The sequence below is a fragment of the Xanthomonas sp. DAR33341 genome, assembly GCF_003992815.1.
Lineage (GTDB): Bacteria > Pseudomonadota > Gammaproteobacteria > Xanthomonadales > Xanthomonadaceae > Xanthomonas > Xanthomonas cissicola.
Genome location: NZ_QEYV01000034.1, coordinates 320,890 through 343,493 on the forward strand (window position 1 = coordinate 320,890; position 22,604 = coordinate 343,493).

At 66.0% G+C, this 22,604-nt stretch carries 18 protein-coding genes; 6 read left to right on the top strand and 12 right to left on the bottom strand.

Features of this window, described 5'->3' with window-relative positions:
- The first annotated feature begins 163 nt into the window (after window positions 1–163).
- Window positions 164–1,264: a metal-dependent hydrolase gene (locus EO156_RS17640; RefSeq protein WP_011050553.1), complete on the top strand. Its 1,101-nt coding sequence runs from the start codon at window positions 164–166 to the stop codon at window positions 1,262–1,264.
- Here EO156_RS17640 and EO156_RS17645 read toward each other — a convergent pair.
- The 5 genes from EO156_RS17645 to EO156_RS17665 all read right to left on the bottom strand — a co-directional run bounded on the left by EO156_RS17645 (window position 1,258) and on the right by EO156_RS17665 (window position 8,338).
- Window positions 1,258–2,085, bottom strand: a complete 828-nt coding sequence (locus EO156_RS17645) for a class I SAM-dependent methyltransferase (protein WP_016849655.1) — start codon at window positions 2,083–2,085, stop codon at window positions 1,258–1,260. The genes EO156_RS17640 and EO156_RS17645 overlap by 7 nt on opposite strands.
- Before the next feature lie 27 nt (window positions 2,086–2,112).
- Window positions 2,113–3,111: a tRNA dihydrouridine synthase DusB gene (gene dusB / locus EO156_RS17650; protein ID WP_016849654.1), complete on the bottom strand. Its 999-nt coding sequence runs from the start codon at window positions 3,109–3,111 to the stop codon at window positions 2,113–2,115.
- Between the two features lie 84 nt (window positions 3,112–3,195).
- Complete coding sequence (locus EO156_RS17655) at window positions 3,196–5,541, bottom strand: glycoside hydrolase family 98 domain-containing protein (protein ID WP_026006944.1); 2,346 nt, start codon at window positions 5,539–5,541, stop codon at window positions 3,196–3,198.
- A gap of 457 nt (window positions 5,542–5,998) precedes the next feature.
- On the bottom strand, window positions 5,999–6,949 hold the full coding sequence (locus EO156_RS17660) for a ribokinase (RefSeq protein WP_005910806.1): 951 nt from the start codon (window positions 6,947–6,949) through the stop codon (window positions 5,999–6,001).
- Between the two features lie 90 nt (window positions 6,950–7,039).
- On the bottom strand, window positions 7,040–8,338 hold the full coding sequence (locus EO156_RS17665; RefSeq protein ID WP_005910804.1) for a nucleoside transporter C-terminal domain-containing protein: 1,299 nt from the start codon (window positions 8,336–8,338) through the stop codon (window positions 7,040–7,042).
- A gap of 1,093 nt (window positions 8,339–9,431) precedes the next feature.
- On the opposite strand from EO156_RS17665, the gene EO156_RS17675 reads away from it, so the two are divergent.
- The 5 genes from EO156_RS17675 (at window position 9,432) to EO156_RS17695 (ending at window position 14,887) form a co-directional block, all read left to right on the top strand.
- Window positions 9,432–10,400: an aldo/keto reductase gene (locus EO156_RS17675; RefSeq protein ID WP_033482918.1), complete on the top strand. Its 969-nt coding sequence runs from the start codon at window positions 9,432–9,434 to the stop codon at window positions 10,398–10,400.
- A 162-nt stretch (window positions 10,401–10,562) separates the two neighbouring features.
- On the top strand, window positions 10,563–10,802 hold the full coding sequence (locus EO156_RS17680; protein WP_003485179.1) for a hemin uptake protein HemP: 240 nt from the start codon (window positions 10,563–10,565) through the stop codon (window positions 10,800–10,802).
- 264 nt (window positions 10,803–11,066) lie between these two features.
- The gene (locus tag EO156_RS17685; protein ID WP_016849651.1) at window positions 11,067–13,298 is read left to right on the top strand and encodes a TonB-dependent hemoglobin/transferrin/lactoferrin family receptor; all 2,232 of its coding nucleotides are present in this window, start codon (window positions 11,067–11,069) and stop codon (window positions 13,296–13,298) included.
- A gap of 5 nt (window positions 13,299–13,303) precedes the next feature.
- Window positions 13,304–13,936 carry a hypothetical protein gene (locus EO156_RS17690; RefSeq protein ID WP_029828100.1) on the top strand — a complete coding sequence of 211 codons (633 nt, stop codon included), beginning with the start codon at window positions 13,304–13,306 and terminating at the stop codon, window positions 13,934–13,936.
- Window positions 13,937–13,963: 27 nt separating this feature from the next.
- Window positions 13,964–14,887 carry a DUF6607 family protein gene (locus EO156_RS17695; RefSeq protein ID WP_003485173.1) on the top strand — a complete coding sequence of 308 codons (924 nt, stop codon included), beginning with the start codon at window positions 13,964–13,966 and terminating at the stop codon, window positions 14,885–14,887.
- A 126-nt stretch (window positions 14,888–15,013) separates the two neighbouring features.
- On the opposite strand, the gene EO156_RS17700 is transcribed toward EO156_RS17695, so the two are convergent.
- The 7 genes from EO156_RS17700 to EO156_RS17730 form a co-directional block, all read right to left on the bottom strand.
- Window positions 15,014–15,367, bottom strand: coding sequence for a DMT family protein (locus tag EO156_RS17700; protein WP_005910790.1), 354 nt, complete (start codon window positions 15,365–15,367; stop codon window positions 15,014–15,016).
- A 79-nt stretch (window positions 15,368–15,446) separates the two neighbouring features.
- Complete coding sequence (locus tag EO156_RS17705) at window positions 15,447–16,331, bottom strand: ABC transporter permease (RefSeq protein WP_016850119.1); 885 nt, start codon at window positions 16,329–16,331, stop codon at window positions 15,447–15,449.
- Complete coding sequence (locus EO156_RS17710) at window positions 16,328–17,161, bottom strand: ABC transporter ATP-binding protein (RefSeq protein WP_003485166.1); 834 nt, start codon at window positions 17,159–17,161, stop codon at window positions 16,328–16,330. Before EO156_RS17710 ends, EO156_RS17705 begins: the two co-directional genes overlap by 4 nt.
- 3 nt (window positions 17,162–17,164) lie before the next feature.
- On the bottom strand, window positions 17,165–18,211 hold the full coding sequence (locus EO156_RS17715) for an ABC transporter substrate-binding protein (protein WP_016850118.1): 1,047 nt from the start codon (window positions 18,209–18,211) through the stop codon (window positions 17,165–17,167).
- 40 nt (window positions 18,212–18,251) lie between these two features.
- Window positions 18,252–19,169: a TauD/TfdA family dioxygenase gene (locus tag EO156_RS17720; RefSeq protein WP_016850117.1), complete on the bottom strand. Its 918-nt coding sequence runs from the start codon at window positions 19,167–19,169 to the stop codon at window positions 18,252–18,254.
- A 247-nt stretch (window positions 19,170–19,416) separates the two neighbouring features.
- Window positions 19,417–21,900 (bottom strand): FtsX-like permease family protein, encoded by a 2,484-nt coding sequence (locus EO156_RS17725; protein WP_016850116.1) that lies wholly within the window; start codon window positions 21,898–21,900, stop codon window positions 19,417–19,419.
- The gene (locus tag EO156_RS17730; protein WP_005921068.1) at window positions 21,897–22,496 is read right to left on the bottom strand and encodes an ATP-binding cassette domain-containing protein; all 600 of its coding nucleotides are present in this window, start codon (window positions 22,494–22,496) and stop codon (window positions 21,897–21,899) included. The genes EO156_RS17725 and EO156_RS17730 overlap by 4 nt, the downstream gene beginning before the upstream one ends.
- Window positions 22,497–22,604 lie beyond the last annotated feature (108 nt).

Here is a 22,604-nt window from a genome sequence, read left to right on the forward strand (position 1 = left end):
AATGGATCGCTTTGGGGTTAAGCCGACGTCGGTCCCCCGGCCGGAAGCACGGGCCTGTGCGTTGCGGTGACGATTAACTGCCCGGTGACGCAGCGGTACCGGCCGGCCGTACGCCGCGTCGAACATGCCGATCCGTGCATGTCCGGCCTGCTAGCATCGGCCGATGGATTCATTGACCCAGATCGTTCTTGGCGGCGCCATCGCTGCCGCCATCGCGCCGCCCGGACAGCGGCGTGCCGCCTTGTTGGCCGGCGCGGCACTGGGCACCTTGCCCGACCTCGACTCGCTGGCATTGCTGCCGCTGACCGACGACCCGGTCACCCTGATGACCGTGCACCGCAGCGTCAGCCATTCGTTGTTCGTGCTGCCGCTGGTGGGCTGGTTGATCTGGTGGCTGTTCCGCCGCTACGGCAATGGACGCGTGGCCAGCGCACCCACGCGCTGGTTCTGGGCGATCCAGCTGGCCTTGATCACCCACCCGCTGCTGGACGCGTTCACCGTCTACGGCACCCAGCTGTGGTGGCCGTTGCAGCCGCATCCGACGATGTGGTCGAGCGTGTTCATCATCGACCCGGCGTACACGCTGTGGCTGTTGCTGGCCTGCGCGGTGGCCTGGTTTGCGCGCGCGCGCCCGTTTGCGCAGCACGCGCTGGTGATCGGGTTGGTGGCGAGCACCGCGTATCTGGGCTGGTCGTTGATTGCCAAGCAACTGGTCGACCGCCAGGCCGATCGTGCGCTGGCGGCGATGGGCCTGGCCGATGCGCCGCGGTTCTCGGTACCGATGCCGCTCAACACCTTGTTATGGCGCGTGGTGGCGATGACGCCCAACGGCTATGTCATCGGCGAGCGTTCGCTGGTGGCCGACACCGGCCCGATGCACTTCCGCGGGTTTTCCAGCAACACCCAGGCATTGGGCGAAGTGGCCAGGTTCGATTCGGTGCGTCGGCTGACCTGGTTCAATCGCGGCTTCATGCGCGCGCGTCTGGTCGACGATGACCTGATGCTCAGCGACCTGCGCATGGGCCTGGAGCCGGACTACAACTTCAACTTCGTGGTGGCCCATCGCGACAACGGGACGTGGCAGCCGATCGTGCCGCGGCAGGTGCAGGCGGCGTACCGTGCGCCGGTGGCCCGCGATCAGATCGGCGCGGTGCTGGGCCAGATGTGGCATCGCATCTGGCACGAGCCCCGCAGCACCGTGCTGACCGGCGACCTGGAGCCTGTCGGCGCTCCGGTCGTCGCGCCCCCATCGGCAACTCAATAGACCGTGGCGCGCGCCTGCACGAACGAGTAGAAAAACACTGCGTCCGGGTCGCTTTGGACCTGCGCCAGCTCACGGCGCATGCCATCCACGGTGGCGGCCTCGACCGCGCCGGCCTGCAGCAATTGGTCGGCCGCCGATAGCAGCACTTCTTCCCAGAACCCGATCATGGTCTTGCGCCGGCCCGGTTCGCGGTTGTCCAGATGCAGCGTCTTGATCTGCGTGTGCACATCGCGAAAGCCCCCAGCCAGCAACAGGTTGCCCAGCTTGGCACCGACGAACGGGTCGCCGCCCTGGTCGTGCTGGAAATCGTTGAATGCCATCCAGTAGCGCCACAGGCTGGGCGAATACGGATGCAGCAGGAACGAGGCATTCATCACCTCGGTCACGTAGACCGGCGAGCCGGGCAGCAGCACGCGCCGCACTTCGTTGAGCACACGCGCAGGCGAGGGCACGTGTTCGAGCACCCAGCACAGGAATGCCGCGTCGAACTGGCGCGCCTCGAACGGCAGGTCGCTCGCATCGGCCTGTTGCAGGGTGTAACGCGCGCGGCACCATGCCAGCCGTTCAAGATTTGCGCGCGCCGCATCCAGTTGCGTCTCGCTCAAGTCCACGCCGGTGACATGCAGCTCGGGAAAACGGCGCAGCAGGATTTCAGTCTGCGCGCCGACGCCGCTGCCCACTTCCAGCAGGCGCCGCGCGCCGCTGTAGTCGATCTGATTGAACAGTGTGGTTTCCAGCAAGCGCGCCTGTTTGAGCAGACGCGCCTGTTCGGTGGCGGAAAAGCCGTGCAGATAGGTCGGGGTGTCGCTCGGTGCGCTCATGCATCAGCTCCAGCAGGACAGAAAACCTCAGGCAGCGTCCGATAGTGCGGGCGGCACGCCGGCGATCAATGCATCGAAGTAATCGCGCGTCAGGGCCAACTGCGCGTCGGCGGTTTCGGCGCGATTGACCACCGCCCGGAAGTCGGTGCTTTGCGGGTGGTCCTTGGCGTACCAACCCAGATGCTTGCGTGCGATGCGCACGCCTTGCGGTTGGCCATAAAACGCGTGCAGCGCCTCCAGGTGGCCGAGCAAGGTGTCGCGCACGAACGCCAGCGACGGCGGCGGCAATACCTCGCCTGTGGTCAAAAAATGCGCCACCTCGCCGAAGATCCACGGGCGGCCTTGCGCGGCGCGGCCGATCATCACGGCATCGGCGCCGGTTTCGCGCAGCACCTGGGCGGCTTTCTGCGGCGAGTCGATATCGCCATTGGCAACCACCGGGATCTGCAGCGCGGCCTTGATCTGCGCAATCGTCGCGTACTCGGCGCTGCCGGTGTAGTGCTGGTCGCGTGTGCGCCCGTGTACGGCGAGCGCGGCGATACCGCAGTCCTGCGCGATCCGCGCGATCGTCGGGCCGTTGCGGTGGTCGCAATCCCAACCGGTGCGGATCTTCAACGTCACCGGCACGTTCACTGCCTGCACCACCGCGGTCAGGATGCGTGCCACCAGCTCTTCATCGCGCATCAGTGCCGAGCCGGCCCAGGCATTGCACACTTTCTTGGCCGGGCAGCCCATGTTGATGTCGATCAACTGCGCACCGTGGTCGACGTTGTAGCGCGCCGCCTCGGCCAGTTGCTGCGGCTCGGTGCCGGCGATCTGCACGCTGATCGGGTCCGGCTCGCCGGCATGGTCCATGCGGTGCAGCGATTTGCGCGTGCCCCAGAAGCGCGGGTCGGAAATGGTCATTTCCGACACCGCCAGGCCCGCGCCCAGCCGCTTGCACAGCAGCCGGAACGGCTTGTCGGTGACGCCCGCCATGGGCGCGAGGATCACCTTGGGAGCGATGGAGTAGGGGCCGATCTGCATGCCGCTAGTGTAACTTCAGCGGTGACAGCACTTGGTGCTGCCAACCCTGCGGCGGCCGGGCCGGCACCGCCGCTGTGGTATCGCTTACTGCGAAACGGCCAGGTTATCCAGGTACAGCTTGGCCTGGGTGCCTGCACTGGCGCGGTACTCGACCACGTTATCGCCGGCACTCAAGGTCGCCGTCAGCAGACTGCTGGCCCAGTCGCTGGCCGAGCTGGTCTGGGCGAAGGCCGGGGTGCCTGCACGCACGCCGTTGACGTACAAGTCTACGGTACCGACGCTTGCGCCCGGTGCGGAATAGCGCGTGGCCAGCGTGTAGGTTCCTGCCTGCGGCACGTTGATGGTGGTCCGCAGACGCGCGCCGGGGTTGCCGCCGAAGTCGACATAGCCCAGCCCCTGGTAGTTGTGCACCGCGCCGGAGACGCCATTGGCGACAAGACTGCCGATGCGCTGGAAATCGAAGTTCTCCGCTTCGTATTGCCGCACACCGGTATAGGCGGGCGGCGCGGCCGGTGCCTGCAGTGCCGTGACCGCCGCGGCGCTTGCGCGTCCGGTGGCCGAGCCGGAGCACTGGATGGTGATGTCCAGCGGCCCGTTGTGGGCGACGTTCAAGGTCAGGCCGTCGCCGTTGGGCGTGGCGGTCACGGTACTGGCCTGGTGCTCGCCGCGATCGGCGAAGGTGTACGTCGGCGTCGTGCTGGCGCCGCTGATGGTGATGGTGTCGGTCTTGAGCGGGCCGGTTTCGGAATCGAAATTGGTCAGGTAGATCGACAGCGCGTCGGCGAACTCCTTGACCACGCCCGTCGTGTAGGGGCCGTAGGTCATGTTGAGCGCGGCGCAACTGTTGTACTTGAGGTTGAACGCGCCGCTGGCGGTCTTGTTGGTCTTGTAGGGGTTGTAGGTGACCCAGGTGTTGTCCTGACGTGCCACATAGAGATCGCCGGTGGATTCCTGCGGGAACAAGGCATTCAGTTCCTGGGTCTTGGCGGCGATGGACGGCCAGCGGGTGGCGTACTCGCTGCGCTTGACTTGTACGGGGAAGGACTTGGCAAGGTCGTCGGTCAACTGCCACACGGTCGGGTTGGCGGGGTAGCGCCCGGTCTTCTTGTACCAGCTGTGCTGGTTCAGATAGATGCCGTCGTCGTCCATCAGATACAGGCCGGAAAACAGCGTTTCCGGGGATGAATACAGGCTTTGATCGTTGCCGCTGGTGGTGTCGTCGACCACCACCAGCTTGGTCCGGTCGATCACCTGCTGGCGATCGAGGATGTGCAAGGTGCCGTCGAGGATCTTGCGGTAGACATCCATGTGGATGTTCTTGAACTGTGGGAAGAACTGCCAGCGCCGCGTGGTGTAGCCGTCGGCGGTGGTCGCGTTTGGCAGGCTTTGGACGGTATCGGTCCAGATCAGTTCCGGGCCGTCGAAGTAGGTTTCGCCGGTCAGCGTCAGGTGTTCGATCAGATGCGGCGCGCCCGCCGCCAGAGGATAGGCGCTGCCATCGGCGGCGTACCAGCCGCTGCTGTCAGGACGGATGCCGTAATGGCCCGCAAATCCCGACAGGAACATGCCCAGGCTGACGCTTTCGATGTCGTGGTAGCCGTAGTTCATCGTGAACTTTTCTTGGATGATGAAATTCTTGGCATAGCTGCCGAGGGCGGTGCGCAAGGCCTCATTGCGCTTGACCATCGCCAGCGGGTTGATGTTCGCGCCCCAGAAGCCGCCGGTGAAGCTCACCGCCAGATAGCCGCCGTACTTGTTGGTCAGCTTGAGCAGGTTGGCCCAATGGTCCCAGCGCTGCGCTGCCGAGACCGAGCAGGCTTTGTCGAATCCCCAGAACTGCTCGGCATAGTTGAAACCGAGGAAGTTCGGGTAGTCGCGGAAGAACTCACCGTAGACCGTCGATTCCAGATCGGTGCCGTTGGGATAGTCCGGGAAGTGGCTGAAGCCGCCGCTGGACGGTTGGACCATCGCCCAGACACCGTTGGCCGCTGCTGTCTTGATCCACGAGCGTGCCGTCTCGATCCCGTTCGCCACCTGGTTCCAGTTGCACTGATTGTTGGTGGCGCCTTTGTGGCTGATCGAGAGCGAGATCAGCAGTACCGTATAGGGGCGCAGGTCTGCAGGAATCAGGTCGATGATCTTCTGCGGATCGGCGGCGTTCCAGGTGTCGGCATGGATCACGAACATCGGCTTATCGGGCGCGAGGCTGCGCCGAAACGCTGGATCGGTACTGGCGCTCGCCGTTGCCGTGGACGCCTGCGTAGCGGTTGGCGCCATGGCGCGGGGGGCACTCACGGCGACCGTCGCCGCCTGCGATAGGGTCGCAGCGGTGCCGGCATCGGCGGCATCCTCGCCGCCACAGGAGCTGAGCAGGCAGGAAAGTAAGACGCAGGGCAGCAGGAGAGGCGTGCGCGATCGACGCAGGATCATCGGTTGTTCCGTTGAGCTTGGGGAGGCAAGGCCAGGCACACGCGTGACTGCCATTGCGTGACGCGGCAGTGCGCCAGTCGACGATGCAGGCGCATGTCGGCAAGCCGCAGTAGGCAAGCGCAGATAACGCGCTAGCGCGTGCAGCCGATCAGCACGCTTTATGCGATGCGCTTTCGTTTTTCGAGCACCCAAAGCAGCGCTGGGTCACATGGCGTCGCGATGGCGCAGCCGGTGGCGTGACGTTAGCAGCAGAGTGTGCGCAGCGCGGCGAGCACACACATGCGCTCGTTGCAGCGCCACATCGCCCGGCGCGGTGCGACGCGACTAGCGCTTGTCGCAAGCGTCATGGAGCGCGAGACATGCGCGCGCATTCCTGCAAAAACCTGGGCACGCCAATCAGGGTGCGGCATCCAGGGCATGCGCGTGTGGCGCACGCCGATCGCAGTGAACCGTGGTCTCAGTCGTCCGCGCGCAGCCGCGGCATCGACACCGCCGCACCTTCCACCTCGGTGGAGCGCGCCGCGTAACGGGTGGCGAAGCGCACGTGGGTTGCGAAGCTGGCAGCCGGCAGCTGCGCCAGCGAGGCAACCAGCGCACCGTTGAAGGCGTCGCCGGCACCGGTGGTATCGATGGTCTGCGCGCTTTCCGCGCCCACGCGGTAATGCGCCTGGGTATCGCCGCGCAGTTGTTCTTCGGCGTGCGAAATGAAGGCGCCCACCGCGCCCAGCGTCACCACCACGGTACCGCCCGGCAGCAGCTTGCGGCACAGCGAATGCAGCGTATTGCCGTCCAGCGCGGCGACGTCGTCGGCATTGATGCGCTCGCCGACATGGCGACCGAGCAGCGCGGCGAATTCGGTTTCGTTGGGCGTCAGCACATCCGAGAGCTTGAGCAGGCCGATCGATGTCGGCGCATTGGCCGGGGCGGCATTGAGTACCGTCAGCACGCCGCATTCGTGCGCCAGCGCCAGTGCAGACTCGACCGTCTCGGCCGGAGATTCCAGCTGCGCCAGCAGCACTTTTGCTGCAGCCACCAGCGGGCGCTGGTTCTCGATGAAGGCCGGGCTCAACACGGCGTTGGCGCCGGCGCCGATCACGATGGTGTTGCGGCCGTGCCCGTCGACGTAGATGCCGCCAGTGCCGGTCGGTTCATTGCTGGGCTCGGCGATCAGCGCAAAGCCGTCGTGCGCGGCCAGCGAACGGGCCAACGCACCACCGGCATCGTCGCCCAGCGCGCACAAGAAATGCGTCCTGGCGCCAGCACGTGCGGCCGCAATCGCCTGATTGAAGCCCTTGCCGCCCGGGCCGGTGCTGTAGCGCCCGGCGATGGTCGCACCCGGCACCGGCAAGGCATCGCAGCGCCACACGTGATCGACATTGAAGGACCCGACAACGACGACCGAACTCATAAATACCTTGCCTTGAATGACTGACTTGAAAGACTGGATGAAACGCGGCGTGCAGTGATTAGACCGTCACGCCGATGAACCCGCACCACCTCAACCGAAATGCGACAGCACGCCGGCAATGGTAGCGGTCATGAAGGTGGCGATCGAACCGCCGAGCACCGCACGCAGGCCGAACTTGGCCAGATCGTGACGACGTTCCGGCGCCAGCCCGCCGATCCCGCCGATCTGGATCGCGATCGAGCTGAAATTGGCGAAGCCGCACAGCGCGTAGGTGGCGATCAGGCGGCCTTCTGCGCTCAGGCCCACGCCCGGCACTTCGCCCTTGACGATGCGCGACAACTCGCTGTAGGCGACGAACTCGTTGATCACCACCTTCTGGCCGATCAACGAACCGACCGTTGTCGCATCCACCCACGGGGTGCCGATCACCCAGGCGATCGGCGCCAGCACGTAGCCGAAGATCGTCGACAGGTTGGTCGGGCGGCCCAGCAGCGCGGTGGCGCCGGTGACCTCGCCCAGCCAGGTCAGCGGTGCGTTGATCAGCGCAATCAGCGCGATGAAGGCCAGCAGCATCGCGCCGATGTTCAGTGCCAGGCGCAAGCCGTCGCCGGCACCGGCCGCAGCCGCATCGATGACATTGCTGGTGGTTTTTTCCACTTCCATCTTGACCGTGCCGCGGGTCAGCGGGGTGCCGGTTTCCGGCACCAGCAGCTTGGCGACCACCAGCGTGGCGGGCGCGGCCATGATGCTGGCGGCCAACAGATGCTTGGCATAAAACGCCTGTTGCGCCGGATCGCTGCCGCCGAGCATGCCGACGTATGCAGCCAGCACGCCGCCGGCGATATGCGCCATGCCGCCGATCATCATCGTCAGCAGCTCGGACTGGGTCATCTTGGGGATGTACGGGCGCACCGTCAGCGGCGCTTCGGTCTGGCCGATGAAGACGCTGGCGCACACGCTGGTGGTTTCCGCACCGGAAACGCGCATCACCTTGGTGATCGCCCACGCCATCGCACGCACCACCATCTGCATCACGCCCAGGTGGTAAAGCACGCCCATCAGCGCCGAGAAGAAGATGATGGTGGGCAGCACCTGAAACGCAAAGATGAAGCCGTAGCTGTCGATGTTCATCAGGTTGCCGAAGATGAAGGTGGACCCTTCATTGACGAAACTCAGCACCTTGACAAAGCCCTTGCCCAGCGCGTCGAAGACGTCGCGCCCGCCCGGCACCAGCAACACCAGTGCGGCGAACGAGATCTGCAGGGCCAGACCGGTGGCGACCAGCTTCCAGTCGATCGCGCGGCGGTTGCTCGAAAACAGCCAGGTGATGCCGATGAGCACCGCCAGACCGAACAGGCCGAAACCGATCCTTCCCAAACCTTCGACCATTCCAATCCCCGGGCTGCTGACGGCAAAACGGGAAGCCTAGAGCAGGGGGTGACAGGGGGCAAGGCGAGCGGCATTCAGATGCTCCCGGTTGGCCCACAGGCGAGAGGTGGCGGGCACGGGCAGGCCCGCGCCGGCGCGCTGTGGGACCGCGCTTGCGCAAAGTCGGGAGTTCGCATGGGCGAGGTGGACGGCGTTTCGCATCGTGGCGGCGCGGCGGGTGGCGGTCGTGCCGCCCCCGGATGACGTGTTCACGTCATGCGTCAGCGTTGAGGGGACGTGCCGGGCAGCCAGGCGTGGCTGGAGCGCGTGGCGCCGATCTGCGGCTGCGACTGCTACGGCTGTCGTTGCTGCATCAGCTTCATTGGGATGTGGGTTTCCGGCGCAGATGGCTTGGACGGTTGTCGTTTGTGTCTTCGAGTGCTGGTGATTGACGCATGCGTCCGCCGACGCCATCCGCTGGTCTATCGAGGCACGGTGCCGCATCCGGCGTCCGGGCACGGCGTGAATCCATCCAGGCAAGCTCGCTGGAGGCCTTCATGCCACCAATGGCCTCATCCCGGATGCGGCTCCGCACGCCAGCGATTTTGCTAGCTGATCGGCAAGCGGTCGCTGCAGCAAGGCGGCGCGTCTGTTGCTTGTGGATTGGTGGTGACGCATCGCGCATGCTCACCAGCGACGGCCACCGGGAAGCAGATCCAGAACGACGATGATCCACCTGGATGCCGCTTTCCCCTGGCCGCCGACAACGAACGGTGGTGATGACACGCGCATCAGCGTGGGATCTGAGGGGGCATGGAGGCGCGTCAGAAACTTCGTGGATGCACGTGTGGCGTGTCCCGCGCCGGTATGCATGCAAACGCCCATGCAAGCCGAAGCATTCCACGCAGATCACAACCAACCGCAGACCGATACCGACGAAAGCGCCGATCACGATGCATGCGCAGTGCAGGCGGTGCTGCGAACAGACAGTCGCGCCGAGGAGAGGTCGATGCAAGGCGCCGCACATGCCACGCGCTGTGCGGCGCCCGACGCCACGGCCTACACTGCGCACGCCGGTCCGGGGCAGGTGTCCTGGAGGTTGCGGGAGTTCGCCATGCTTTACCGTCGTCTGGGTTCCACCGGGCTGCAGCTGTCGGCCTTGTCGTTCGGGGCCTGGGTCACCTTCGGCAAGCAGATCGGGCGCAGCGAAGCCCGCAATCTGATCGCCGCCGCCTGGGACAACGGCATCAACTTTTTCGATAACGCCGAGGTCTACGCGCGCGGCCGCGCCGAGCAAGTGATGGGCGATGTGATCGCCGATCTGCGTTTGCCGCGCGATGGTTTTTGCGTGTCGAGCAAGGTGTTCTTCGGTGCGGTGGACAGCCCGCGGCCGACCCAGCGCGGACTCTCGCGCAAGCATGTCACCGATGCCTGCCACGCCGCGCTCAAGCGCCTGCGCGTGGAGTACCTGGATCTCTATTACTGCCATCGGCCCGATCCGGACACTCCGATCCAGGAAACCGTACGCGCCATGGATGCGCTGATCCGCCAGGGCAAGGTGCTGTACTGGGGCACGTCCGAATGGAGCGCCGCGCAGTTGCGCGAAGCCATCGCCATTGCCGAACGCGAACATCTGCATGCGCCGGCGATGGAACAGCCGCAATACAACCTGCTGCACCGCGAGCGGCTGGAGCGCGAGTACGCGTCGCTGTGCGAGGACGGGCTGGGCACCACGATCTGGTCGCCGCTGGCCTCGGGCCTGCTGACCGGCAAGTACAACGCGGGCGTGGAGGCCGACAGCCGTCTGGGCCAGCCGGGCAACCAATGGTTGCAGGACGAAGTGCTGGGCGCGCCGGAAGCGCGCCGGCTGGAGCGCGCCCGCGCGTTCTGCGCGGTAGCGGCCGAGCTTGGCCAGTCGCCCGCGCAGTTGGCCATCGCCTGGTGCCTGCGCAATCCACATGTGTCCAGCGTGATCCTGGGCGCGAGCCGGGTCACACAGTTGGGAGAAAACCTTGGTGCCTTGAACACCCTGGATCAGGTCGATGACGCCGGCTGGGCGCGGGTGGAGTCGAGCACGCGCTGAGTCATTGAGTCGGACGGGTGCTGCGGTGGACGTCTTGTGCGGTCACCGCAGCCGAGAACAGCGACACCGTATCGATTCGATTGGCGTGATGAATCGAAATTCAGAGTTCGATTTAAACATCAGGTCATTCAAATGAGAATGGCTCTTGATCATTAAATGAGAATGGTTATTATTTGTCTGGCCAACCGACTGGAGAACCAGATCATGACCGCTCACCCCGTGCTGCTTCGCTCCGAACCGGTCAATCTGCGCGACCGCGCCACGCCGCGCGCCGTGCCCGCCGAAGACCTCATCAGCAGCGAGGCGCTGCTCAAGGGCCGGCGTGAAGTGCTGATCCAGCACGGCGACCGCGTCTATCGCCTGCGCCACACCAGCAACGACAAGCTGATCCTGACCAAGTAATTCCAGCCACGAGCTGCGGCTGCGCACAGCCACTGTGCGCAGCCGCTGCCGCAACGATCGCCGTGCGCCATCAGTGCCGATGACGCGATCTTTCTCCGCGCAACGCTCGATCGCCATCACATCCATTCGCCGCACTCGCTCAACGCGTGTGCGGAAAGATCGCAGCGGGCGCTGCCGCCGCCGCCCGTCACTCAACTCTATCTTCCCTGCCGCGCGCGGCTTATGCCGCAATGCGCGCTGCCGGGGGACGCTCAAGGGTTCCTGATGATCCGCCTGCATCCGCTGGTGGTCGCGCTGTCGCTGGCGCTGCCTGCTATTTCCTTGTGTGCCCATGCTGCCGAACGCGATGCCGGAGCGGAGGGTGCGCGTGAGGTGCACGACTTCGACCGGCTACAGGTCACCGCCACACGCACCCAACGCGCACTGGTGGATGTGCCCAGCACGGTGGATGTGATCGATCGCGAACAGCTCGACAACCAACTGGTGCGCGAGCTCAAGGATCTGTTCCGCTACACGCCGGGCGTGTCGGTCACCAGCACCAGCGGCCGCTTCACCGGTGCCAACGGCATCCGCATCCGCGGGCTGGATGGCAACCGCGTGGCGATCCTGGTGGATAACGTGCCGGTGTCGGACACCTTCAGTTTCGGCAGCTATCTCAATGCCAACCGTAACTTCGTCGATCTGGAAACGCTCAAGCGCGTGGAAGTGGTACGCGGGCCGGCCAGCTCGTTGTATGGCTCGGATGCATTGGGCGGCGTGGTCGCCTTCGTCACCAAGGATCCTTCGGATTATCTGAGCGCCGACAAGCACAGCTACGTCGGCCTGAAGTTCGGCTACGAAGGCGACTGGAACGGTCTGTTCGCCGGTGCCACCGGCGCGTTCGGTGGCGAACGCTGGAGCGGCATGGTGGCGGTGAGTCATCGCCAGGGCCAGGAAACGCAAAACCAAGGTGATCACCGCAGCCGCGATTTCGCCCGCACCGCCGCCAATCCGCAGCGCATCGATGGCCGCAGTGTGCTCGCCAAACTGGTGTACGCGCCGAGCGCGCAGCAGCGCTTCAAGCTCACCGTGGAAGGCAACGAAGACTATGGCAGCATCGAGGCGTTGACCGGCATCGACCCGCGTGTGACCACGCCATCGCTGCGCATCCTGTCGCAGGACGGACGCGACCATCAGACCCGCGCGCGCGTTTCGCTACGCCACGAACTGGATGCGCTGGATTGGGCGCTTGCCGACGATCTGCAGTGGCAGCTGTATCGCCAGGACAGCGAAAGCCTACAGCGTACCGACGAGCTGCGCGGCAACAACACCGGCCGTCATAACGAACACACCTTCGATCAGCGCGTGTACGGCGTGCTGGTCAACGCGCACAGGGCCATCGACACCGGCACGCTCAGCCACGACATCACCTATGGCCTGGACGGCACCTGGACCGACACCCGCGCCAAGCGCGATGGTTACTCGGTCAATCTGGCCAATGGCGCGATCACCAATCGCGTCGGTCAGGACGTGTTCCCGGTGCGCGATTTTCCCAAGAGCGAGACCACCAAGCTCGGGCTGTATGCGCAGGACGAGATCCGCCTGTTCGATGGCCAGCTGTCGCTGACGCCCGGGGTGCGCGTGGATTACTTCCGGCTGTCGCCGCAGGTGGACGCCATCTTCCGCGAAGACAATCCGGGCGTGGCTGCCGAGACCATCGATCAAACCCAGGTCTCGCCCAAGTTCGGCGTGGTGTGGCGGTTCTCCGATGCATGGTCGGCGTACGCCAACTATGTGCATGGCTTCCGCGCGCCGCCGTACAACGACGTCAATATCGGCTTCACCAATCTGCAGGCGCGCTATACCGCCATCGCCAATCCGGATCTGAAATCGGAGACCAGCCGCGGTGGCGAACTGGGCCTGCGTTTCAACGATGCAGTCGGCTATCTGGGCGTCAGCGTGTACTACACCGACTACCGCAACTTCATCGAATCGTATGCGCCGGCCGGCTTCAATGCCGAAGGGCTGATGCTGTTCCAGTCGCGCAACGTGGACGATGTGGTGATCAAGGGGGCCGAAGCGCGCGGCGGAATCGATCTGGGCGCCCTGGCCGGCTGGCAGGGTTGGTCGCTCAACAGCGCCCTGGCGTATGCGGAAGGCGACAATCTCACCGACGACACCCCGCTCAACTCGGTCGACCCGCTGCGCGGAACGCTCGGCGTGGCCTTCGACAGCGATGCCTGGGGCGCGGAGCTGATCGGCACCTTCGTCGCGCGCAAGCGTCGCCCGCAGCTGGACAGCTATTACACCCCGGCCGGCTACGCCACGCTGGATCTGATGGGCCACTGGGAATTCGCGCCTGGCGCCAAGGTCACTGCCGGCATCTTCAATCTGGCCGACCGCCGCTACGTGGACTGGAATGCGCTGCCCAATGGCACGCTGGCCAGCAGCACGGTGCTCGATCGCTTCACCGGCGCCGGGCGCACCGCCTCGGTCAGCCTGGCGGTGAGCTGGTAGCGGCCATGCCCATCGCCCGCCCGCTGCCGTCGTTGTCGCATGCACGTGCCACCCGCGCTGCGCTGCCGCGTCCGCAGCAGTTGGCGGCGTTGGGCACGGTGCTGTGCCTGTACCGGCCCGCATTGGGCAACGAACTGGATGGCTGGCAGCACGCGGTGGATGCGGCGGCGTGCCGGCAGGTCGACAGCGATGGCGTGCGTGAGAGCATCTGGTTCTTCGATGCCGAGGGGCAGTGCTGCTGGCGCATCTGCCTGCTGCCTGACAGCGATTTCTTGATCTGGGATCGCCTGGTCGCGCGGCTGCCGCCATTGCCGATGGAAACCCATGAGCTGGGCGTCGGCGAGCGGCTGTGGCGTCGTCTGGCCGGGCGCATGCGTGGGGAGGCATGGCGATTGAGCGCGCTGCGCCTGCAGGCGGCCGCCGCCCGCGAGCAACCGTTTGTCGCCAGCCTGGCGACCGTGTCGGCGCTGGGTGCGGAGGTTGCCGCACGCCTGGCGCGCGAAGAGGGCATCGACGGCCGCGTGGCGGTGGACGATTGCTGCTGCGCGCGCGCTGCCGCCTTGCGCACGGCCTCCACCACATCCAGCAACAACAACCCATCCGACATGACGACGTCGCTGGTGCGCCTGCGCCGCTGACGTCTCCAACCACTCCCGAGAGTTCCGATGAGCCGAACGTTTCCCCGTTGTATCGCACTGACGCTGAGCCTGTTGCCGTTGATTGCCGCCGCCGACGCCCAGCGCGATCGGCAAAGCATCCTGGCGATGCAGGGCGAATACGCGGTGGACTTTGCCTTCGACGAGACGGTGTTGCTCAAGCCCGGCTACGAGCGCGCCTCGGCGATGCGCAGCGGTGCCAGCGAAGTGGTGATCGTGGTGGAGGATTCGCCGCGCAAGCTGGTGCTGCAGCATCTGCTGGTCGACGAGAAGACCGGGCATGTGACCAAGCACTGGCGGCAGGACTGGACCTTCGAGGCACCGCAACGGTTTGAATTCACCGCCGAGCAGACCTGGACGGTGCACGCGCTGCCGCCGGCCGTCAGCGCCGGTGCCTGGACCCAATGCGTATATGAAGTCAGCGACGCGCCACGTTATTGCGGGACCGGCCGCTGGGACTACGCCGATGGCCACCCCACCTGGACCAGCGATCCAAGCTGGCGCCCGTTGCCGCGGCGCGAGTACACCAAGCGCAGCGACTACAACGCGCTATCGGTGATCAACCGGCATACGCTGACGCCGAACGGCTGGACCCACGAACAATTCAATACCAAGGTGTTGCGCAAGCCCGACGGCACCCAGGAAGCGATTGCGCGCGAGTTCGGCTTCAACGATTACCGCAAGACCACCGAGGTGGATTTCGCCCCGGCCTATGCGTACTGGAAGGGCACCCAAGCCTATTGGGCCCGGGTGCGCACGCGCTGGGCCTCATTCCTGCATGCACCACCGGGCCTGCATCTGAAAACCAAGCCGGATGGCATGGCGATGATCGTGCCGATGTTCGAGCAGGCCGAGTCAGTGCAGAAGGGCAAGCGGGTCAAGGACGCGCAAATCGATGCGGTGTTCGCGCAGTGGGTCGAACCGGCGAACTAGGCACCCGGATGCCGTAGGAGCGCGCCCGGTCGCGACATGGCATTCCCGATAAGGCCCATCGCGCCGCGGGAGGCTTTGCGAGGTCGCGCCCGGCTGCGCTCCTACGAGCGAGACGGCGCTTTGCCTTTATTCCTTGAACATCAAAAACGCTGCCACCAGGATCAGGCCGAACGCAGCCCAATGGTTCCACTTCAGCGACTGCCCCAGGTAGAAGGTGGAGAAACCGGCAAAGACCAGCAGCGTGATCACTTCCTGCATGCCCTTGAGCTGCGGCGCCGAATACACCGCGCTGCCCAGACGGTTGCCAGGCACCTGCAGGCAGTATTCGAAGAACGCGATGCCCCAGCTGACCAGGATGGCGATCATCAGCGGCGTGGTCTTGTACTTCAGGTGTCCGTACCAAGCGAAGGTCATGAACACGTTGCTGGCGATCAGCAGCAGGACCGGGTACAGGTAGGCGGTGAAGGGGGCGGTGGGCATGGCGGCGAGCGGCAGAGAATGGGGGCCGAAGCATAAGCCAACCTCGTTAAGCGCACGCGACCGCACCGCCGAGGCCGCTCTAGCGCTGCATGCCCCAGCGGCGCACCGTCAGCCGCTCGACCGCCTGGAACACCACGCCCTCCACCAGCAGCCCCAGCACGATCACCATCGCCAGCCCCGCGAACACCTTGTCGGTATAAAGCTCGTTGCGGTTCTGGAAGATGTACCAGCCCAGGCCGCCCTGGCCGGAGGTGGCGCCGAAGACCAGTTCGGCGGCGATCAGGGTGCGCCAGGCGAACGCCCAGCCGATCTTCAGCCCAGACAGGATCGCCGGCAGCGCCGCCGGAATCAGCAGTTGCGCCACGTAGCGCGGGCCGCGCAGGCCATAGTTGCGCCCGGCCATGCGCAGCGTGTCCGGCACTGCCTGGAAGCCGGCGTAGGTGGTCAGCGCCAGCGGCCACAGCACCGAGTGCACCAGCACGAACACCAGGCTGCCGGTGCCCAGCCCGAACCACAGCAAGGCCAGCGGCAACAGCGCAATGGCCGGCAGCGGGTTGAACATGGCGGTCAGCGTGCCGAGCACATCTCGGCCCCAGCGTGTGGAAGCGGCCAGTGCGGTCAGCACGAACGCCAGCAGCACGCCCAGCGCATAGCCCTGCGCCAGCACCCGCAATGAGGCACCGACCCGGCGCAGCAGTTCGCCGGACAGCAGCCCGTCGTAGAACGCGCGCGCGGTCTGCCCTGCGCCGGGCAGCATCAGATCGTCGCCGACCAGCCGCGCGGCGATTTCCCATGCCGCGACCAAGACCGCCAGCACCAGTGCCTTGCGCAGCCACGGCGGTGCCCGCCAACGCGTGGGCGTGGTCGCGGCAACCAGGGCGGGGTCCAGCGGCGTCAGCGCCACTTCGTACTCGGGCCGCACCGGTGGAATCGGCGGCAATGCGCTTGCAGTGCTGCGGCTCATGTCAGCGCCTCGCGTTGGCGCAGGGACGGGCGACGCAGCGGTGCCACCTTGTCGTCATCCAAAGTTTCATCGGGCAGATCGAACAGCAACCGGTGAATGCGTTGCGCGGTCTGCTGGAACGCCACGCTGCCGGCACTGTGCGGGCCGAAGGCATGCGCGTTGAGTTCGGCGCGCACTTGGCCCGGGTGCGGCGACAACAGCAAGACCCGGTTGCCGACCACCAACGCTTCTTCGATGGAATGGGTGACGAACAGCAGCGTGAAGCGCAATTGTTCCCACAATTCCAGCACCTGCTCCTGCATGCGCGAACGCGTCAGCGCATCCAGTGCCGCGAACGGTTCGTCCATCAGCAGGACACGCGGGCGCATCGCCAGGGCGCGTGCGATGGCCACGCGCTGCTTCATGCCGCCGGACAAGGTGTGCGGGTAGGCATCTGCAAATCCGCTCAGCCCGACCTGGGCCAGACTTTCGTCTGCCCGCTCGCGCGCTTCGGCGCGGCCGAGCTTGCGCGCCGCGCGCAGCCCGAACACCACGTTCTCGCGTACGCTTTTCCAAGGCGCCAACTGGTCGAATTCCTGGAATACCACCACCCGGTCCGGCCCGGGGCCGGTGACCGCATGCCCCTCCAGACGGATCTGCCCTTCGCGCGGCGCAACGAAACCGGCAACCGCCTTGAGCAATGTGGATTTACCGCAGCCCGATGGCCCGAGCAGCACGAAACGGTCGGCTTCGTGCACATCGAAGCGCACGCGATGGGTCGCGCGCACCACGCGCTGGGCGGAGGCATATTCCAGGCTGACATGATCGACCTGCAGCAGGGGCGTCGACATCGCTCAGCTCCCGCCCGCAATCAGCGGGTCGTCGAAAAAGTAATCGCCCACCTTGCCCGGCGCCTGCTTGATCGCCCCGCTGTGCTGCATGAACTTGCCCAGCCCCAGCGTGTTCTGCGGTGCCACGGTGAACTGCACCTTGGGGTCCTTGAGGATCTGCAGCACCAACGCGCGATCGATGCCCGAGCCATTACGGCGCAGGAAGATATCGGCCGCCTGCTCCGGATGGGCAGTGACGAACTTTGCTGCCTGGTCCAGGGCGGCGACAAATGCGCGATAGGTCTTGGGGTTGTCCTGGCGGAATTTTTCCGTGGCGTACAACACCGTTGCCGACGACGGGCCGCCTTCGATCTCGTACGAACTGGTGACGATATGCGCGGCCGGGTTACGCGCCAGTTCCTGCTCCTGAAACGGCGGGCTGGCAAAATGCGCGGTGATTTCGCTGCGCCCACGGATGATCGCCGCGGCGGCATCCGGATGCGGCAACGCGACCTGCAGCGCATCGAGCTGATGGGTGCCCTTGTCGCCCCAGCGTTGTTGCGAGGCATGCTGCAGAAACCGCGACTGCACCGAGACACCTGTCGCCGGTACCGCAATGCGGTCCTTTGGCGTGAAATCGCCGATGGATTTGATGCGCGGATTGTTGCTGATCAGGTAGTACGGGAAATTGCCCAGCGAGGCGACGCCGCGGACATTCTGGCGGCCGCGCGTGCGGTCCCAGATGGTGAACAGCGGACCGACGCCGGCACCGGCGATATCGATCGAACCGGTCAACAACGCGTCGTTGACCGCCGCCCCGCCGGAGAGCTGCAGGAACTGCACGTCGATGTCCACGCCGGCGGCCTTGCCCCGCTGTTCGATCAACTTCTGGTCCTGCGCCACGTCCAGCAGCAGGTAAACGATGCCGAATTGCTTGGCGATCCGCAGCTTGCCTTCGGCTTGCGCATGCGCGCTATGCAACAGCGGCAACGCGGCCAACACCAGCAGCGCGATGCGCCGCGAAAAACGCCGGTGCGGCAAAGGAGCGTGGGAAGAGACGGTCAAACGCATGCGGCGCTCCAGTCGAGAAGGGGAAGGGAACAGGTGATGCTCAGAACGGCGCATCGCCTTCGATGGTGGTGCGGTTGAGCCGACGGCGCAGATGATCCGGCGTGCCGGCGGCCAGATGCATCACCGAGCGGTTGTCCCAGAACACCATGTCGTGCGGCTGCCAGCGATGCCGATACACCAGCGCAGCCTGCGTGGAGTGTTCGAACAGCGTCTGCAACAGCGCGCGGCTTTCGTCCTCGGGCAGGCCGACGATGCGAGTAGTGAAATGCTCGCTGACGAACAGCGCCTTGCGGCCGGTTTCCGGATGCGTGCGCACCACCGGGTGCTGCACCGGTGTCACTTCGGCAATCTGCTCCGGCGTCAGTGCCGGGCGCCACGGATTGCGGGCGCGCAGCTCTTCGTACTTGGCCAGATAACTGTGTTCGGCACGCAGATCCTGCACCGTGCGCTTGAGCGATTCGGGCAGCGTCTGCCATGCCAGGTGCTGGTTGGCGAACAGCGTGTCGCCGCCTTCGCTGGGCAGCTCCTGCGCATGCAGCAGCGACCCCAGGCTCGGGGTTTGCTTGTACGACAGATCCGAGTGCCAGTAATGCCCGGCGTCGCCCAGGCCGATCGGCTCGCCGTTCTCCTTGATGTTGGATACCACCAGCACTTCCGGCTGCCCGCGCAGTTGAAAGTTGCGCAGCACATGGATCTGCAGCGGCCCGAAGCGACGGCTGAATTCCACCTGCTGCGCCGGTGTGATGCGTTGATCGCGAAACACCAGCACGTGATGATCCAGATGCGCGCGATGGATACGCGCGAAGGTGGCGGCATCCAGCGGTTGCGCAAGGTCCAGGCCGATCACCTCGGCACCCAGCGGAGCGTCGAAGGGCACGATCCGGACGCTGGAGGTCTGCACGGGGGGAGACGCATCGCGCGGCGTGTGCACACGCGCTGCGGAAGTGATGCTGGCCATGGCGTGGCACCTCGACGGCAACGAAAGGCCGCCTGGGCCGGCGGCCGGACACACCACTCTAGGCCGTCGTGCCACCGCTGCGAACGTACGATTTGCAAGGTGCTTATGCGCTGCAGACATATGCAGCACTCACCGACGGCGAGGCGTCTCACGCGGCGCGCCACGGCGTCCGTCGCCTGGCATGCAGCACAGCCACCAGGCCGCGTGTCGCACGCCGTTGCCCGCATGCGACGCGTGTTACCCGCGCTTACTCGCTCCGCAATGCCAACGCCGGCGGCGTGGACAAGATGCGCCGGGTGCCCGACCAACCCGCCAACAGACTCAACGCCAGCCCGAATGCGCCGCCGAGCAGCAGGCGCGGCCAATCCGGCGTCAACGCAATCTCGAACGCCTGCTTCCCCACGACCGCGCCGATCACGGCCGCAGCGGACACTGCCAGCGTCGCCGCCAGCAAGCCAAGCGCGCCGAATTCCACCAGCACCGCACCGCGTAGCTGGCCACGGCGTGCGCCCAGGGTGCGCAATACCGCGCTGTCGTAACGGCGTTCGCCCGCGGTGGCCTGCAACGCGGCCAGCAACACCAGCACGCCGGCCAGCAGGCTGAAGCCCATCACCAATTGCACCGCCTGTGCCACCTGGTCGATGACCTCGCGCACGCGCCCAAGGATTGCGTCGATATCTAGCAACGAAATGTTCGGATAGGCGCGGCTCAGCGCCGCCAGCTTGGACGCATTGCCCGGCGGCAGGTGGAAGGCGGAAATCAGGTTGTACGGCGCATCGCCGACCGACCCTTGATTGAGCAGCAGGAAGAAGTTGACCCGGAACGAATCCCAATCGGCCTTGCGGATGCTGGTCACGGTGAACGTGCGTTGCTGTTCGCCCAGCAGCAAGGTGATGCGATCGCCCAGTTTGAGCTGGTAGCGTTGCGCCCAGCCTTCTTCCACCGAGGCTTCCGCCGCGGTGCTGTCGGCCGCCCAGAACTTGCCCTGCAGCAGCGTATTTGCGGGCGGGAACGCATGGCGCCAGGAAAAATTCACTGGCCGGTTGTCGCCGTCGCCATCGTCGGCCGGGTCACGCTCGCCGCGCACCGGCGGTTTGTCGTTGATGGCGACCAGGCGCCCGGTGGAAAACGGCTCCACGGCCGCATCGTTCACCCCCAGACCGCGCAGCGTCTGCAGCACCGGCTGGGTTTGTTCGGGCTGGATGTTCATCAGGAAGTAGTTGGGCGTGTCCGCCGGCAGGCGGTCGCGCCATTGACCGAGCAGGCCCGGGCCGACCACCGCCAGCAGCAACAGCGCGCACAACGACAGCGACAGCCCGACCAGCTGCACCACGCTCAAGCCGCGGCGCCGGGTCAGCGAGGCCAGGCCAAGTTTCCAGGCACCGCGCAGGCGGTGCTGGATCGGTCGCAGCAACGCGAGCAGGCCCAGCCCCAGCAACATCGCCACCAGTGCCAGCGCGGCCAGGCCGCCCAGCACCCAGCCGGCCAACACCAGATTGCCGGTGGCATAGACGGTGAGCGCCAGCGTGGCGGCCAGGGCTGCGCCATACACCAGCAGCGAGCTGGGCGGCACTGCAGCAAAGCTGCGGTTGAGCACGCGCATCGGCGGCACGTTGCGCAGCCGCAGCAGCGGCGGCAGGCCGAAGCCCAGCAACAGCACCAGGCCGATGCCTGCACCGGCCAGAGCAGGGGTGGCCTGTGGCAGCGGCAACCGGTTCGGGATCAGACTGCCCAGCGCCTGCACCAGGCCTTCCTGCGCGAGCATGCCAAGCCCGATACCGACCAGGCAGGCCGGTATCGCCGTCAGCAACAATTGCAGCGACAGCATCGCCAGGATGTCGCGCTGGCGGGCACCCAGGCAGCGCAGGACCGCCACGGTGTCGATGCGTCGCATCGCAAACCGGTTCGCTGCCAGGGCCGTGGCCACACCGGACAACAGCACCGCCAGCAACGCCGACAAGGCCAGGAAGCGGCCGGCGCGATCAAACGCTGCACGCATGCCGCGCTGGGTGTCTTCGATGCCGACCAGGCGATACTCGCTGGCGCGTGGTTTCAACCAAGCGCGCAAATCGGCGATGGCATCCGGTGCGCCGGCGAACATCAACCGATAGGAGGCGCGGCTGCCGGGGCCGAGCAGGCCGGCGCCTTCGATATCGGCGCGATTGACCAGCAGCGGCGGCGAGAGTTGCATCAGCTCACCGGAGGCATCGGGTTCGGCGCGCAACACGCCGGTGATGGTCAGATGGCCGGCGCCGAATTCCAGTTGCTCGCCTATGTGCAGGCTCAGCGCTTCGAGCAGGCGCGGATCGGCATAGGCCTGGCCCGGCGGCGGTGCGCTGGCGACGCTGCCTTCCGTCCCGGTGCCGTTCTTGGACACCAGCAACTGCCCACGCAGCGGGTAGCCGGCGCCGACGCCGCGGATATTGGCCATCTGGCTGGCATCGCCATGGAACAACACGCTGGGGAAGCTGACCATGCGCGTACTCTGCAGGCCGCGTCGTCTGGCTTCTTCGGCGAAGTCGGCCGGGATTTCCTGCCGCCCGGTCACGCCCAGATCGCCGCCGAGCACTTCGGCCGCGCTGGAGGTCAGCGCGAGCGTCACCCGGTCGACCAGGGTGCCCACCGCGGTCATCACCGCCACGCCCAGCACCAGCGCGGCGAACACGGTCAGCAGGTCCCCGGCCAGGAATTCGCGGCGTACTGCGCGCGCGGCTTGTCGCACGACGTTCATGCGGCCGGACCGGTCTGTGCGTGCAGGCGGCCGCTGTCGATGCGGTAGATGTGGCGACAACGCTGCGCCAGCGTCATGTCATGCGTGACCAGGACCAGCGTGGTGTCGCTGGTGGCATTGAGCGCGAACAACAGGTCGCTGATCTGCGCGCCTGTGGCCTGGTCGAGGCTGCCGGTGGGCTCATCGGCGAACAGGATGCGCGGGCGCGCCACGAATGCGCGCGCCAACGCCACGCGCTGCTGCTCGCCGCCGGACAGCTGGCGCGGATAATGCCGCGCACGTGCGCTCAGGCCCACGGCCTCCAGCACTTCGCGCACCCGTGCCGGATCCTCGCGCCCGGCCAGTTCCAGCGGCAGTGCGATGTTTTCTTCGGCAGTCAGCGCCGGCAGCAGGTGAAAGCTCTGGAACACGAAGCCGACGTCGCGGGCGCGCAGCGCGGCGCGCGCCTCTTCGTCGAGCTGGCCCAGGTCCTGGCCCGCCAGCACGATGCTGCCGCGGCTGGGCAGGTCCAGCCCGGCCAGCAAGCCGAGCAGGGTGGTCTTGCCCGAACCGGACGCACCGACGATGGCGATGCTGTCGCCTTCACTGACCGTCAAGCTCACGTTGTCGAGGATGTGGAGCGTTCCCTCCGGGCCACTGACGGACTTGCCGACCTCGCGAACGTCGATGGCGGTGCGGGTGCTGGAGCGGGGGGCCAGACTGTC